Source organism: Pectobacterium carotovorum, from assembly GCF_033898505.1.
Classification (GTDB): domain Bacteria; phylum Pseudomonadota; class Gammaproteobacteria; order Enterobacterales; family Enterobacteriaceae; genus Pectobacterium; species Pectobacterium carotovorum_J.
This window is the reverse complement of the sequence record NZ_JAXAFK010000001.1, coordinates 1821998-1835527: the sequence shown is the minus strand read 5'-3', so window position 1 is coordinate 1835527 and position 13530 is coordinate 1821998. Positions and strand designations below refer to the sequence as shown.

Sequence of the window (13530 nt, the reverse complement as noted above, 5' to 3'; positions counted from 1 at the left end):
CACAATATTACGTCTCCTTCGACTACTACCTCTAAATAGTCGTGTGTATGAATTTAGTATAAACACAAAATCAGTGGTTTTATTTTTATATTTAAAAATCATATGGTTAAATTATTTTTTCGTGATAATTCTTTAGTGGTAGTTGATGGTGTACTCCGTTTTTCACGGGGTGACACTCTTGATCGTTATCAAGTTTGGCGACGTGGTTGCTCGATACGCTAGCGCCAACTTGAGCGATGTGTCGTAAGCAAAAACAGATGTCTGCTACGAGCATTTCATAACGACAGGGGCCAGCAGGCTTCGCAGCAGGAGAGTCCGGATGAGCAAATTCCTTGACCGGTTACGTTACTTCAAACAACTGGCTGAACCGTTTTCCGATGGTCATGGCCAGACCCTCAATACCAATCGTGACTGGGAAGACGGCTATCGCAGTCGCTGGCAGCATGACAAAATCGTGCGTTCTACCCACGGGGTAAACTGCACCGGTTCATGTAGCTGGAAGATTTATGTGAAAAACGGTCTGGTGACGTGGGAAACGCAGCAGACCGACTATCCACGTACCCGCCCGGACCTGCCTAACCATGAGCCTCGCGGCTGCCCGCGCGGTGCCAGCTATTCCTGGTATCTCTACAGCGCTAACCGCCTGAAATACCCAATGATGCGTAAGCGCCTGCTGAAACTGTGGCGTGAAGCGAAACTGACGCACAGCGATCCGGTTGATGCCTGGGCGTCCATCGTCAACGACCCCGAGAAAACCAAATACTACAAACAAATCCGTGGCCGTGGTGGCTTCGTTCGTTCTGACTGGAATGAAGTCAACGAACTGATCGCTGCCTCTAACGTTTACACCGCCAAGACCTTCGGCCCAGACCGTATAATCGGTTTCTCACCAATTCCTGCGATGTCGATGGTGTCTTACGCTGCGGGGGCGCGTTACCTTTCTCTGCTCGGCGGCGTGTGCCTGAGCTTCTATGACTGGTACTGCGACTTGCCGCCAGCGTCACCGATGACCTGGGGTGAGCAAACTGACGTACCGGAGTCTGCTGACTGGTACAACTCTTCTTACATCATTGCCTGGGGCTCTAACGTACCGCAAACCCGTACGCCGGATGCCCACTTCTTTACGGAAGTCCGCTACAAAGGCACCAAAACCGTGGCGGTCACGCCGGATTACGCTGAAATCGCCAAGCTGTGCGATCAGTGGCTGAACCCTAAACAAGGCACCGACAGCGCGATGGCGCTGGCAATGGGCCACGTTATTCTGAAAGAGTTCCACCTCGATAAACCGAGCCAGTATTTCAGCGAGTACGTTCGTCAATACACGGACTTACCGATGCTGGTGCTGCTGGAGCCGCGGGAAGACGGTTACTACGCCGCGGGTCGTATGCTGCGAGCCTCCGATCTGGTGGACAACCTCGGCCAGGACAACAATCCGCAGTGGAAAACCATCGCGGTTGATGATGAAACCGGCAACCTGACGGCACCGCAAGGGTCGATCGGCTACCGTTGGGGCGATCAGGGCAAATGGAACCTGGAACAGCGCGACGGTCTGAGCGGCGAAGAAGTGAAACTGCGCTTGAGCCTGCTGGGTTCACACGACGACGTCGTTGATGTCGGCTTCCCGTATTTTGGTGGCGCGGTCAGCGAACATTTTAACAACGTTGAGCTGCAAGACATCCTGCTGCACAAACTGCCGGTAAAGCGTTTGACGCTGGCGGACGGCAGCGAAGCGCTGGTTGCCTGCGTGTATGACCTGACGATGGCGAACTACGGTCTGGATCGCGGTCTGGGTGACGATAACTGCGCGCGTGATTACGACGATGTGAAAGCGTACAGCCCTGCCTGGGCCGAGGAAATTACGGGCGTTTCTCGTCAGAACATCATCCGTATTGCGCGTGAATTCGCGGATAACGCGGATAAAACGCACGGTCGCTCCATGGTCATCGTGGGGGCGGGTATCAACCACTGGTACCACATGGACATGAACTACCGCGGCATCATCAACATGCTGATTTTCTGCGGCTGTGTCGGTCAGAGCGGTGGCGGTTGGGCGCACTACGTTGGACAAGAAAAACTGCGTCCGCAAACCGGTTGGACGCCGCTGGCGTTTGGTCTGGACTGGCAGCGTCCGCCGCGTCACATGAACAGTACCTCGTTCTTCTATAACCATTCCAGTCAGTGGCGTTATGAAACTGTCGCGCCGCAGGAACTGCTGTCACCACTGGCAGATAAATCCCGCTTTACCGGCAGCATGATTGACTTCAACGTGCGCGCCGAGCGTATGGGCTGGCTGCCGTCTGCACCACAGCTGAATGTTAACCCGCTGGATATCGCGGAGAAAGCGCGTGCTGCTGGTGTCACGCCGCAGGAATATACCGTTGCTGCGTTGAAATCAGGCGAAATCAAATTTGCCGCTGAGCAGCCGGATAGCCCGCAAAACTACCCGCGCAATCTGTTCATCTGGCGTTCTAACCTGCTGGGTTCCTCCGGTAAAGGCCACGAATACATGCTGAAGTACCTGCTGGGTACGGAGCACGGTATTCAAGGGCAAGATCTGGGCACGGCGGGCAGCGTGAAACCGGAAGAAGTAGAATGGCGTGACCAAGGCGTTGAAGGCAAACTGGATCTGGTGGTGACGCTTGATTTCCGTATGTCCAGCACCTGCCTGTACTCCGACATCGTCCTGCCAACGGCAACCTGGTACGAAAAAGACGACATGAATACCTCGGATATGCATCCGTTTATTCACCCGCTGTCTGCGGCTGTCGATCCGGCGTGGGATTCCAAAAGCGACTGGGAAATCTACAAAGGTATCGCGAAAGCCTTCTCCCGCGTCTGTCAGGGACACCTTGGTCAGGAAACCGATCTGGTTACCTTGCCTATTCAACACGATTCCCCAGCTGAAATGGCGCAGCCGTTCGGTGTGGATGACTGGAAAAAAGGCGAATGCGATCTGATTCCGGGCAAAACTGCACCGCACCTGATGATGGTGGAGCGCGATTACCCGAACCTGTACGAACGTTTCACCTCGCTCGGTCCGTTGATGGACAAACTGGGCAACGGCGGTAAAGGCATCGGCTGGAACACGCAGACCGAAGTCGATTTCCTGAAAAAGCTGAACTACACCAAGGCTGACGGTGCGGCGGCGGGTCGTCCGAAGATTGAAACGGCGATCGATGCGGCAGAAGTGATTCTGTCTCTGGCCCCGGAAACCAACGGTCAGGTAGCGGTGAAAGCGTGGGAAGCGCTGAGCAAATTCACCGGTCGTGACCACACGCATCTGGCACTGAATAAAGAAGACGAGAAAATTCGCTTCCGTGATATTCAGGCGCAGCCGCGCAAGATTATCTCCAGCCCGACCTGGTCTGGTTTGGAAGATGAACACGTTTCCTATAACGCCTGTTATACCAACGTTCATGAGCTGATTCCGTGGCGTACGCTGTCCGGCCGACAACAGCTGTATCAAGACCATGAGTGGATGCGTGCCTTCGGTGAAAGCCTGCTGGTATACCGTCCGCCAGTCGACACCCGTGCGGCGGAGCCGGTGATGAATAAGAAGCCTAACGGTAACCCGGAAAAAGCGCTGAACTTCCTGACGCCGCACCAGAAATGGGGCATTCACTCCACGTACAGTGACAACCTGTTGATGCTGACGTTGGGACGCGGCGGCCCGATTATCTGGCTGAGCGAAGACGATGCCAGCGATTTGGGTATTGCGGATAACGACTGGGTAGAAGCGTTTAACGCCAACGGTGCGCTGACGGCGCGTGCGGTGGTCAGCCAGCGTGTACCTGCGGGTATGACGATGATGTACCACGCGCAGGAACGCATCATTAACCTGCCGGGATCGGAAATGACCCAGCAGCGCGGCGGTATTCACAATTCGGTAACCCGTATCACGCCGAAACCGACCCATATGATCGGCGGCTATGCCCAACTGGCTTATGGCTTTAACTACTACGGCACCGTCGGATCAAACCGCGATGAGTTCGTCGTGGTTCGTAAAATGAAACGCATCGACTGGCTGGATGATGAAGGCCAGGACTATGTTCAGCAACAAACAGTACAGAAAGCGGTACAGCAGGAGAAAGCCTGATGAAAATTCGTTCACAAGTGGGCATGGTGCTGAATCTGGACAAATGCATCGGTTGTCACACCTGCTCTGTTACCTGTAAAAACGTCTGGACCAGCCGTGAAGGGATGGAATATGCCTGGTTCAACAACGTCGAAACCAAACCGGGCGTGGGTTATCCCCATGCCTGGGAAGATCAGGAAAAATGGAAGGGCGGCTGGATCCGTAAGATCAGCGGCAAACTTGAGCCGCGTATGGGTAACCGCGTCAGCGTGTTGTCCAAAATCTTCGCTAACCCGGATGTGCCGGAAATCGACGACTACTATGAGCCGTTCGACTACGACTATCAGAACCTGCGTAAAGCGCCGGAAGGCAAACATCAGCCTGTCGCCCGTCCACGCTCGCTGATTACCGGTCAGCGGATGAAGAAAATCGAGAACGGCCCGAACTGGGAAGACGATCTGGGTGGTGAATTCAGCGTGCGCTCCAAAGATAAAAACTTTGAGCATATGCAGAAAGAGATGTACGGCCAGTTCGAAAACACGTTCATGATGTATCTGCCGCGTCTGTGCGAGCACTGCCTGAACCCCGCGTGCGTGGCGACCTGCCCGAGTGGCGCGATCTACAAACGTGGCGAAGACGGCATCGTTCTGATCGATCAGGACAAATGCCGCGGCTGGCGCATGTGCCTGACCGGTTGTCCGTACAAGAAAATCTACTTCAACTGGAAGAGCGGCAAATCAGAAAAATGTATTTTCTGCTACCCGCGCATCGAAAGCGGTCAACCGACGCTCTGCTCAGAAACCTGCGTCGGACGTATCCGCTATCTGGGCGTACTGCTCTATGATGCCGACCGCATCGAACAAGCGGCCTCGGTGGAAAATGAGAAAGATTTGTACCAGAGCCAACTGGACGTGTTCCTTGACCCGCACGATCCGAAAGTCATTGAACAAGCACTAAAAGATGGTATTCCAAACAGCGTCATTGAAGCAGCACAGCAGTCGCCGGTGTACAAAATGGCGATGGATTGGAAGCTGGCGCTGCCGCTGCACCCAGAATACCGCACGCTGCCGATGGTGTGGTACGTGCCGCCTTTGTCACCGATTCAGTCTGCCGCGGATGCAGGCCAGTTGGCGCACAGCGGCGTATTGCCGGACGTCGAAAGCCTGCGTATCCCGGTGCAATATCTGGCGAACCTGCTGACCGCAGGGGATACCGAACCGGTCTTACTGGCGCTGAAGCGTATGTTGGCGATGCGTCACTACAAACGTGCAGAAAGCGTAGAAGGCAAAATCGATACCAGCGCGCTGGAGCAGGTTGGGCTGACTGAAGCACAGGCGCAGGAAATGTACCGTTATCTGGCGATTGCGAACTACGAAGACCGTTTTGTCATCCCTACCAGCCATCGTGAGCTGGCGCGTGAAGCGTTCCCGGAAAGCAAAGGCTGCGGCTTCAGCTTTGGCGATGGCTGCCACGGCAGCGATACCAAGTTCAACCTGTTCAACAGTAAGCGTATTGATGCGATTGATGTCAGCAGCAAAACGCGCGATATGAACAGCAAAGTCATGCGGGAGACGAACCATGATTAGCCTGCGGATTATTGCCCGCCTGCTGGACTATCCCGATAGCGAGCTGTGGGAAAACCGGGCTGAGTTGATCGAAGCGGTAGAGCAGGCCGATGCTTTACCGCTGCGTGAGAGTCATCAGCTCATGCAGTTCATCAACACGCTGTGCGCGCAGGATCTGTTGGACAAACAGGCGGAGTATAGCGGCCTGTTTGACCGTGGTCGGGCGACCTCATTGCTGCTGTTCGAACACGTTCACGGTGAATCTCGTGACCGTGGTCAGGCGATGGTCGATCTGATGCAGCAATATCAGGATGCTGGCTTGGCGCTGGATTGCCGTGAGCTGCCGGACTATCTGCCGCTGTATCTTGAGTACCTCTCTCGTCTGGAACCCGCGCAGAGTCGCGCGGGTTTAGTCGACATCGCGCCAATTCTGGCGTTGATTGGCGCGCGTTTGCAGCAGCGTGACAGCAGCTATGCCGTGCTGTTCGATCTGCTGTTATCGCTGTCCGGTAGCGACCTGAAAAGTGACGATGTCACACATAAGGTGGTTGACGAAGCGCGTGATGACACGCCGCAGGCGCTGGATGCCGTGTGGGAAGAGGAACAGGTTAAGTTCCTTGGCGAAGAAGGTTGCGCATCGGCCCAACAAACGCAACACCAACGCCGCTTCGCTGGCGCGGTGGTGCCGCAATATCTGAATCTTGACGCGACATCGGCGGGAGGGCAACGCTAATGAGTGCAATCACTAACTATTTCAATATATTCTTTTTTGACATCTATCCTTACCTGGCGATGGCCATTTTCCTGATTGGCAGCTGGTTGCGCTATGACTACGGCCAGTACAGCTGGCGTGCCGGTTCGAGTCAAATGCTGGATAAGAAAGGGATGCGTCTGGCATCTAACCTGTTCCATCTGGGGATTCTGGGCGTTTTTGCCGGGCATTTCCTCGGTATGCTGACGCCGCACTGGATGTACGAAGCCTTCCTGCCGATGGATGTAAAACAGAAAATGGCGATGTTCGGCGGCGGTGCGGCAGGTCTGCTGACGTTTGTCGGTGGCGTGCTGCTGTTAAAACGCCGTCTGACCAACCCGCGTATTCGTGCCACCTCCAGCGTTGGCGACATTCTCATTCTGTCTCTGCTGGTGATTCAGGCTGGTTTGGGGCTGTTGACCATCCCATTCTCTGCACAGCATATGGACGGCAGTGAAATGCTGAAGCTGGTCGGTTGGGCGCAAAGCGTGGCGTTTTTCCAGGGTGGAGGGTCTGAACATCTGACGGGTGTCGCGCTGATCTTCAAACTGCACATCGTACTGGGGCTGACGCTGTTCGTTCTGTTCCCGTTCTGCCGTCTGGTTCACATTTGGAGCGCACCGGTCGAGTATCTGACGCGTCGCTACCAGTTAGTGCGTAACCGTCGCTAAGTATGATAGAAAATAATGCTTGCTGATGAAGTACGTGAAGCGGGGATAATGGATAGATCGTAAAGACGCTGCAAGTACCTCCCTGTAAGCTCGAGCCGCGCCATCCTTGGCGCGGACGCTTTACTCTTCTATTCCATTACCCCGTTTTCGTTTTACAAATAGATCAGTCATCAATTTAAAACAGCGGCGGTATGATACCGCCGCTGTTTTAATTGTTTCCTTTTCATCTTTCCCCGCCAACAACAATCGTCATCAGCAACTCTTAGAATTGATTACTTACCTCGCGCCGTCGTCCATTGCACGGCGAAGACGCTCGCCAGCACGATCGCCAACCCCAGAAACGCTGTGCCGGTCATCGACTGTGAAAGCAACACCCAACCCAGCAAGACGGCAGTTAATGGACTCAGTAATCCCAATGACGCAACGGCAATTGTCGGCAGACGGGTTATGCCACGAAACCACAGCCCATAAGAGATCACGGCACCAGCCAGGCAGAGATAGATATAGGCGGCGTATTGCGACAGCGTTAACGCAGGCAGAGGCGCATCGACTACCCACGCGACGGGTGCTAGCATCAATCCGCCGATGAAGAGTTGCCAGCCGGTAAGCGGCAGCACGGGCAGATCGAGTCGCCAGCGGCGCGTCAGCCAGACTCCCGTCGCCATACACACGGCACCCAGCAGTGCGGCGGCGATGCCCACAGGTTCAAATGTTGTCTGCGGCGACAGTAGCAGAATAGCCATGCCGGCCACGCCGATTATTGCTGACCACAGCGTAGCGAGTCTGGGGGCGCGGTGATCCACTGCCCAGACCAGCACCATGACCAACAGCGGCTGGATCGCACCCAATACCGCAGCCAATCCACCAGGTAAACGATAAGCCGCAACGAACAGCAGTGCCTGAAACACACCGATATTTAAGGCGCTGAGCACGACGACACGCCACCAGTCTTGCCGGGCAGGAAAGCGGCGGGTGAATAAAAGCAGCAGCAATCCCGCAGGCAGCACGCGGATAAGCGCCGCTGTGAAAGGACGATCCGGCGGCAGGAGTTCGGATGTCACGATGTAGGTAGACCCCCAAATCGCGGGAGCCAGCGCTGTGAGTAGGACGTCGCGCCAATAGTGTGGTGAGGATGTAGTGTTCATGACTTTACCTTCAATTCAAGATATTATGATAGTGTTGATTAATTACCTTGAAGTCAAGATAAATGAAAAATCAAACCAGCAAGCGCGAATACGATGCGGTAGATGTCATTCTTGAACAGTGGCGGCGCGAACGGCCCGATCTGGATGCCAGCCCTATGGGACCGATTGGACGCCTCAGGCGCTGTGCCGTGCTTATGGATCAGCGCTTGGAATCCTGTTTTTCCAGATTCGAACTGAGCAGTTGGGAATTTGATATGCTGGCTACGCTACGGCGTGCGGGCGCGCCGCATTGCCTGAGTCCGACCGATCTGTTCTCCACGCTGATGGTGACGTCAGGCACGATGACCCACCGACTCAAGCGCCTTGAAACTCGCGGATTTATCGAACGCGTGCAGAACGAGCAGGATGCGCGCAGTACGCTTGTGCAACTCACCAGCACGGGGCTTGAACTGATTAATCGCGCCGTTGAGGCACACATTGAGAACGAACGCCAGGTGCTCTCGGTGCTGCCTGCCGAGGTTCTGGCTGCGCTTGATGCTAATCTTGCTGCACTATTGCGCGGGCTGGAAGGCTACGCTGGGCGTGCAGCGCCTAAAGAGACGAAGTCGTTAGAGACAAATAGTTAGAAACAACGTCATTCGCCGGACGAAACCTCAATACGTTATTACAAAAGGAACTGAACGATGTCTGAATACCATGCGTCAATCTGTTGGCAGCGCGATGGGCAAGATTTTATTGATAACCGCTACAGCCGGCTGCACCAGTGGCAGTTTGACGGTGGTATTACGCTGCGGGCCTCGTCGTCGCCTCATGTCGTGCCACTGCCGTTTTCACTGGAAGACGCGGTCGACCCTGAAGAAGCGCTGGTGGCCTCGCTGTCGAGCTGCCATATGCTGTGGTTCCTGTCGATCGCGGCCAAAAAACGTTTCTGCGTCGATGATTATCAGGACGATGCGGTAGGAACGATGGGCGTGAACGCAGCGGGAAAAACGGCGATGCTGAGCGTCACGCTGCGTCCGCAGGTGACATTCAGCGGTGAAAAACAGCCGACCGCCGAGCAGTACGCCCAGTTGCACGAACTGGCGCATGATGCCTGCTACATCGCCCATTCGGTGAATTTCCCCGTGAACTGTGAACCGACGTTAGGGGCGAGCAACTGAACTGAACGCGTTGACGGCGCGCAGAGATAAACGTGAGTAATGCGAAATCACCGCCCGACGCATTCAAATCGGGCGGTGTGACCGGTTACGGTCAGCCGAGCATCACCATCCGGTGATGCGCTGCCAGGTTTCCTGCTCATTTCTGTGCGATTTCAGTACTTGATAGTGCTGGTGCATCGCAGCCGTGGCGCAGGCGTGGTTAGGCAGTATCCGCAACCGCGTGCCGACGGGAAAATTGTCGACTGAAAGTCCACTGTCGGCAGGTAGCGTGATAATGCCGTGTTCCTGATTGGTGATCGTCACGCAGAGGTCGTTGTAAGGGCCGCCATAGAGATCACACACCAGTCCGTAACCGTAATCTTTTGCCTGAGATGCCGTCCCGCGATCGCGGGAGAGCGCCATCCAGCCCGCATCGATAAACACCCAGCCTTTCTCGCGGTTGTGCCCAATCACAGTGCTGACGACCGACAGCGCGATATCATCCAGCGAACAGACCCCGACATTTTTCATCACCAGATCGAACGTGGTGAAGACGCCCGCCCTGACTTCGGTAATCCCAGTTAAATCCTCGGCAAAATGCGCCGTCGGCGTAGCACCGACGCTGAGCACAGGGCAGGCAATTCCCAGCGCGCGCACTCGCTGTCCGGCGGTGTTGATGGCTTTGCACTCGGTGCGTGCCGCTGCTCTGATCGCCTCGTCCGTACGGCAGGCATAAGATTCTCCCGCATGTGCCAGCAGGCCGGTGAGCGTCGCGCCGTTGCCGTCGATCTGCTGTGCCAGCTCAAGTAATGCGTCGCTTTCCGGTGGTATGCCACCGCGATGCCCGTCGCAGTCGATCTCAATAAAGACCGAAAACGTTACGTTATTGGCGCGGGCAAAATCGGTCACCGCCTGAGCCTGTTCTGGGCTATCCAGCAGAATATGAATATTCACGCCTTTGCGGATTAAGCTGGCGATGCGCGGCAGCTTGTGCGGGGCGATTCCCACGGCGTAGAGCAGGTTGGTATAACCCGCGGCGGCAAAGGCTTCCGCTTCTGCCAGCGTCGAAACCGTCGCGGGTGACGCCGCGTCTTGGAGCAGATAGCGACCTGCTTCAATCGAGCGTAGCGTTTTGAGATGCGGTCGAACTCGGCTGCCCAATGCTTCCGTTCGCTGATAAAGTCTGTCGATATTGCGTTGAAAACGAAACTCATCAATCAGTAAAAAGGGCGTTTCCAGCGCGCTAAGCCATTCAATATTGTTCATGGTGCACCTTCATTTTGTTTAGCCTGTTGCCAGGCGGCAAGAATGCGTTGGCCGATATATAAGTCCTGAATGGATAAACCGGAACTGTCAAACACGGTGATATCATCCAGAGTCTGTCGTCCCGCTGCACGCGTGCTAATCACGTCGCCGATAGCGGTCAGCGTGACCTGAGCTGGTGCGTGCTGGAAGTCACCGATCATTCGTGACTGGGAAGGCAGATCGCAAAACAGGCGGCTAGCGGTAAACAGCTCTGGCGGCAGTTCCTGCTTGCCGACGGCGTCCGATCCCATGCTGACGACATGCGTTCCGGCGTTAACCCATTCGGCGTTAAAAAGCGGTGCGCGTGATGGCGTTGCGGTCACGATGATATCCGCTGCGCGGCACGCACTTTCAGCATCGCTAATTTGTGCATCCAGCCCGGCAGCCTTGAGCTCTTGTGCCATTTCCACGGATTTGCTGCTATCGCGCCCGACAATCAGCACGGTACGAATTGGCCGTATTCTTGCCAATGCGGCGCACTCATAGCGGGCCTGATGACCGGTTCCGAACACGGCCAGCACCGAAGCATCGGGCCTTGCCAGCAAGTCGGCGGCGACGGCATTGGCGGCAGCGGTACGAAAGGCGTTCACCTTTCCGGCTTCAATGGCGACAGCGATTTTCCCGATTTGCTGATCGAACAGCAGAATCAGGGAATTATGGCGGGGCAGCCCGTTAGCGGGGTTTCCCGGCCAGAACGAGCCGACTTTTAGCCCTGCGAGTTCACTCGTGGCGGAAGCTTTGACGCTGAAAGTGTTACCCGGATCGGAGCCTTGACCGTGAACCACCGGAAAACTGCGGGCTTCCGGTTTGCTAGCGGCGAGCAGGGCTTCACGAACGGCATCATAAGCCAGTTCGTGGCTGATGAGCGCCGTGGATTCTGCTTCAGAAATAAAGATCATGGTTTTTCCTTAGGCGTTGCTGGTCAGAAATGCGCCGTAGCGGCTGATATCGACGTTTCCACCGCTGATAATAATGCCGATGCGTTTACCGCGTAGCGATTCTCTGAGATTGCGCGCCGCCGCGAAGCTGAGGCATCCCGTTGGCTCAACGACGATCTTCATGCGTTCGGCGTAAAACCGCATCGTGTCAATCAGGTCGTCATCCGTCACGGTCAGAATATCGTCGACGTTCTGGCGAATCAGAGGGAAGGTATAGTGGCCCAGATGCTGGGTCTGTGCGCCGTCGGCGATGGTTTTTGGCGTATCGATATGCACAATGTTGCCGCTGCGGAAAGATTGCTGTCCGTCGTTGCCCGCGAGCGGCTCGACGCCATAAATTTTGCACTGTGGGGATAGCTGACGGGTGGCAAGCGCACAACCTGACAGCAATCCACCGCCGCCCAGACAGACGAACAGAGCGTCCAGTTCACCGGTTTCTTCTAACAGCTCTTTCGCCGCCGTGCCTTGTCCGGCAATAACGTGCGGGTGATCGTAAGGCGGAATGAGCGTCAGGCCATGCTTTTTCGCCAGATCGTTACCGATCTGCTCACGATCTTCGGTATATCGGTTGTATTCCACCACGTTTCCGCCGTAGCCGCGCGTGGCGGCGACCTTTGCCGCCGGCGCATCGTGCGGCATGACAATTGTTGCGGGAATGCCGAGTAATTTGGCGGCCAGCGCAATCGCCTGCGCATGGTTGCCGGAAGAAAAGGTGACCACGCCGGCGGCTTTCTGCTCATCGGAGAACTGCAACAGCGCGTTCATGGCACCGCGAAACTTAAATGCGCCCATACGCTGGAAGTTTTCACACTTGAAGAAAACCTCTGCGCCGAACGCGTCATTGACCGTGCGTGATGTCATCACCGGCGTTTTATTGGCATAGCCAGCAATACGTTCTGCTGCGGCTACCACATCGTCGTAGGTTGGGAGGCGTAAGTCGCTCATATCTGGATAATCCGATGTTAGTGATTATGAATATCGTGGCCATTGGCCCGATGCTGTCGAATGCCTAATAAACAAAATATATAAAATTAGATAAATTGTCTAACTTGATTTATTTTTAACTTATCGGCCACGTGAGAGGTGTCATGTGCTGCGGAAAAGGGCGGAATGAGTCCGTGCCTCGGGGTAAGGCGCGGTACTAAATCGAATGTACTTACAGTACACTCAGCGCCAGAAAACGCGCTTGCGCAGGTATGGGTATGGGAGAGAAATATGGCGGCATCTGGAGAAGGTCTGCTGCTGACGCAGTTAGATGCGATAGCGAAAGGGCTGAGTGAGACGTTCGCGCCATTCTGTGAAGTGGTCGTGCACGATCTGAAGAACCCGGAGCACGCGATACTTTCCATCCACAATAATCTCTCTGGCAGAGAAGTTGGCGCGCCCGCGACGGAACTGGGCCTTGCTCGTATCGCCTCGCCTGACTTTCCTAATATTTTAGCGAACTACGCCAACCAGTTTGCCGATGGGCGCCCGGTAAAAAGCACCTCGGTCGGCATTAAAAATGCGGAGGGCGACTACGTCGCGGCACTGTGTCTGAACGTCGATATGACGCTATTTCGCGGCATGCAGAATGCGCTGGCACAGTTCACCCAGCTTGCTTCTGACGCCGTAACCGAGCATCTGGAACCCAACGGCGCGGCGGCGATTAGACAACACATCGACAATTTCGCCGCCCGGCTTGCCACCACGCCACGGGCGCTAAAAGCACAGGACAGAAAAGCCCTGCTTCAGGAACTGAGAGACAGCGGCCTGCTGGAAGTCAAAAAATCGATGGAAACCATCGCCCAGCACCTCGGCGTATCCCGGGCGTCGGTGTATTTGTATGCGAAGGAGTAGGGGCGGGTGTTTAATGTTAGATTGCTTTGATGTTTAGGTAATGGGTGTATACGTGAGTAGGGAAGGGAATTAATTTGATCTCTGACCTGATTTTATACGGCG

The 13530-nt window shown here is 55.2% G+C and carries 11 protein-coding genes; 7 read left to right on the top strand and 4 right to left on the bottom strand.

Annotated features, from left to right (window positions below; genetic code table 11):
• Positions 1-319: 319 nt before the first annotated feature.
• From R9X49_RS08150 to narI, 4 genes are read left to right on the top strand one after another with little or no spacing between them, the layout of a single operon-like run.
• Positions 320-4096 (top strand): nitrate reductase subunit alpha, encoded by a 3777-nt coding sequence (locus tag R9X49_RS08150; RefSeq protein ID WP_319847909.1) that lies wholly within the window; start codon positions 320-322, stop codon positions 4094-4096.
• Entirely contained in the window at positions 4096-5661 is a 1566-nt protein-coding gene (narH, locus tag R9X49_RS08145; RefSeq protein WP_319847908.1) for a nitrate reductase subunit beta, read from the top strand. The genes R9X49_RS08150 and narH overlap by 1 nt, the downstream gene beginning before the upstream one ends.
• Positions 5654-6373, top strand: coding sequence for a nitrate reductase molybdenum cofactor assembly chaperone (gene narJ, locus R9X49_RS08140; protein ID WP_256543280.1), 720 nt, complete (start codon positions 5654-5656; stop codon positions 6371-6373). Before narH ends, narJ begins: the two co-directional genes overlap by 8 nt.
• A complete protein-coding gene (gene narI, locus R9X49_RS08135; RefSeq protein WP_319847907.1) occupies positions 6373-7062 on the top strand; it encodes a respiratory nitrate reductase subunit gamma in 690 nt (229 codons plus the stop codon). Before narJ ends, narI begins: the two co-directional genes overlap by 1 nt.
• A 272-nt stretch (positions 7063-7334) precedes the next feature.
• Here narI and R9X49_RS08130 read toward each other — a convergent pair whose 3' ends face one another.
• Positions 7335-8207, bottom strand: a complete 873-nt coding sequence (locus R9X49_RS08130) for an EamA family transporter (RefSeq protein ID WP_319847906.1) — start codon at positions 8205-8207, stop codon at positions 7335-7337.
• Positions 8208-8269: 62 nt separating this feature from the next.
• Between R9X49_RS08130 and R9X49_RS08125 the strand changes: the two genes are divergently transcribed.
• Together R9X49_RS08125 and R9X49_RS08120 are read left to right on the top strand one after the other, a co-directional pair.
• Positions 8270-8833 carry a MarR family transcriptional regulator gene (locus tag R9X49_RS08125; RefSeq protein WP_319847905.1) on the top strand — a complete coding sequence of 188 codons (564 nt, stop codon included), beginning with the start codon at positions 8270-8272 and terminating at the stop codon, positions 8831-8833.
• 57 nt (positions 8834-8890) lie between these two features.
• The gene (locus R9X49_RS08120) at positions 8891-9367 is read left to right on the top strand and encodes an OsmC family protein (RefSeq protein WP_319847904.1); all 477 of its coding nucleotides are present in this window, start codon (positions 8891-8893) and stop codon (positions 9365-9367) included.
• A gap of 102 nt (positions 9368-9469) precedes the next feature.
• Here the strand turns inward: R9X49_RS08120 and R9X49_RS08115 are convergent, their stop codons facing one another.
• The 3 genes from R9X49_RS08115 to R9X49_RS08105 are packed head-to-tail and all read right to left on the bottom strand — an operon-like array spanning position 9470 to position 12534.
• Positions 9470-10612 carry a DSD1 family PLP-dependent enzyme gene (locus R9X49_RS08115; protein WP_319847903.1) on the bottom strand — a complete coding sequence of 381 codons (1143 nt, stop codon included), beginning with the start codon at positions 10610-10612 and terminating at the stop codon, positions 9470-9472.
• The gene (locus tag R9X49_RS08110) at positions 10609-11550 is read right to left on the bottom strand and encodes an ornithine cyclodeaminase family protein (RefSeq protein ID WP_319847902.1); all 942 of its coding nucleotides are present in this window, start codon (positions 11548-11550) and stop codon (positions 10609-10611) included. Before R9X49_RS08110 ends, R9X49_RS08115 begins: the two co-directional genes overlap by 4 nt.
• 9 nt (positions 11551-11559) lie before the next feature.
• Positions 11560-12534, bottom strand: a complete 975-nt coding sequence (locus R9X49_RS08105; protein ID WP_319847901.1) for a threo-3-hydroxy-L-aspartate ammonia-lyase — start codon at positions 12532-12534, stop codon at positions 11560-11562.
• Between the two features lie 270 nt (positions 12535-12804).
• Between R9X49_RS08105 and R9X49_RS08100 the strand changes: the two genes are divergently transcribed.
• Positions 12805-13428: a transcriptional regulator gene (locus R9X49_RS08100; protein WP_319847900.1), complete on the top strand. Its 624-nt coding sequence runs from the start codon at positions 12805-12807 to the stop codon at positions 13426-13428.
• The last annotated feature ends 102 nt before the right edge of the window (positions 13429-13530 follow it).